We start from the raw sequence: 1,251 nt of genomic DNA, 5'->3' as shown, positions 1-1,251 counted from the left end.
AGTAATAATTCCAACAGATTTATTCGAAAAAAATCATTGTTTTAAACGACTTTTTTGTATGATTCTGATTTTTTTCACGCAATGAATACCAACGGCTCGAATATGCGTAGTGCGGGATTTCAAGGCACTTCACTATCAAACCGCTACTTTGTTTATTAAATGCTTTAAACCTCAATTTTATCAAATCACCCCGCATTACGTATATTTATTGTTTTAGGTAGTTGTTAATCTCATTTTCAAGTTCTCTCTTACTCTCAGTGATATAATCTGCCTTATTTGTAATCAAATCAAAGTCCAACAAAAGTTCTTTAGTTTCTAATCCTTTTTGTAATTTTTTATATACCGCAAATTTTTGAAAGATATAGGCTGGTTCGGGTTTTGTCTCAAGTTTCTCATTTATCCTGTCTAAGAGGTCTTGGAGCGTTTCTTCAAATTTTGATTCATCTCCCATTTGCTTGTAAACATCAGCTATCATAGTTCTTTTAAAATCATCCAATCCATTTTCAAAGGCTTGATGCAAAAAATCCAATCCAAGGTCAAATTGTTTTTGGTCAATATAATTAGATGCAATTTCTCTCTGTAGATTTGCTAATTCTCTTCTTCGTCTGTCGTCATTATACTTTGAGGGAATACTTTCAATATTCTGCTTTAGTAATTCAATCGCAGTTTTATGATTTCCCATTTTTCTCTCATTATGAGCAAGATTCCATAAGTATCTGTTTTTCTTTCGCTCATTTGATTTATAGTGGTCTAAAAGAGAATAAAGTAGTTTGTTTAAATCACTCAACAATAAACTGTAATCCGAGTAAGATAAAACCTCATGGCACTCTCTTGTTTTTTCGTCTAGGTAGTATTTGTCAGAAAAAGTGAATTTTGATAAAGTCTTCAACAAGAGTAGCTTTTGTTCTTTGATTGCAAAGTTTTCTGGTTCTAAACTTTCAGCTTGATTTATTGATTTAATCGCACCATCAAAATCACATATCTCACTTTGCATTGTAGACAAGTAAGTCAAACCGTTGATATGGTCAGGGTATTTTTCTAAAAGTAATTTGAATGCTTCAATTGCCTCATATTCCTTTCCCTTTGAGTGATAGAGTTTTTCTCCTTTACTAAATAATTCGTTTGCTGTCATATCTACTCTAATGTTAATTCTGCGGTCTCATTCAATTACCTACAACGGTTTAGGCTATGTTTTAGTTGCGGTTTTGTTTAGCTAAAGGTAAGCAAAAAAATCAAACAACTTCGGGTTTG

1 protein-coding gene is annotated in these 1,251 nt (G+C 32.1%); it reads right to left on the bottom strand.

Annotation, left to right across the window (positions count from 1 at the left end):
- Window positions 1-205: 205 nt before the first annotated feature.
- Window positions 206-1,132: a hypothetical protein gene (locus Q0733_RS12900; RefSeq protein ID WP_298782737.1), complete on the bottom strand. Its 927-nt coding sequence runs from the start codon at window positions 1,130-1,132 to the stop codon at window positions 206-208.
- Window positions 1,133-1,251 lie beyond the last annotated feature (119 nt).

This window comes from uncultured Polaribacter sp. (genome assembly GCF_947500975.1).
Lineage (GTDB): Bacteria > Bacteroidota > Bacteroidia > Flavobacteriales > Flavobacteriaceae > Polaribacter.
This window is presented reverse-complemented; position numbering and strand designations above follow the sequence as displayed.

Bases quoted from the DNA above. Each gene is read 5' to 3' on its own strand.
- Q0733_RS12900 (WP_298782737.1), bottom strand. From the start codon at position 1,132: ATGACAGCAAACGAATTATTTAGTAAAGGAGAAAAACTCTATCACTCA.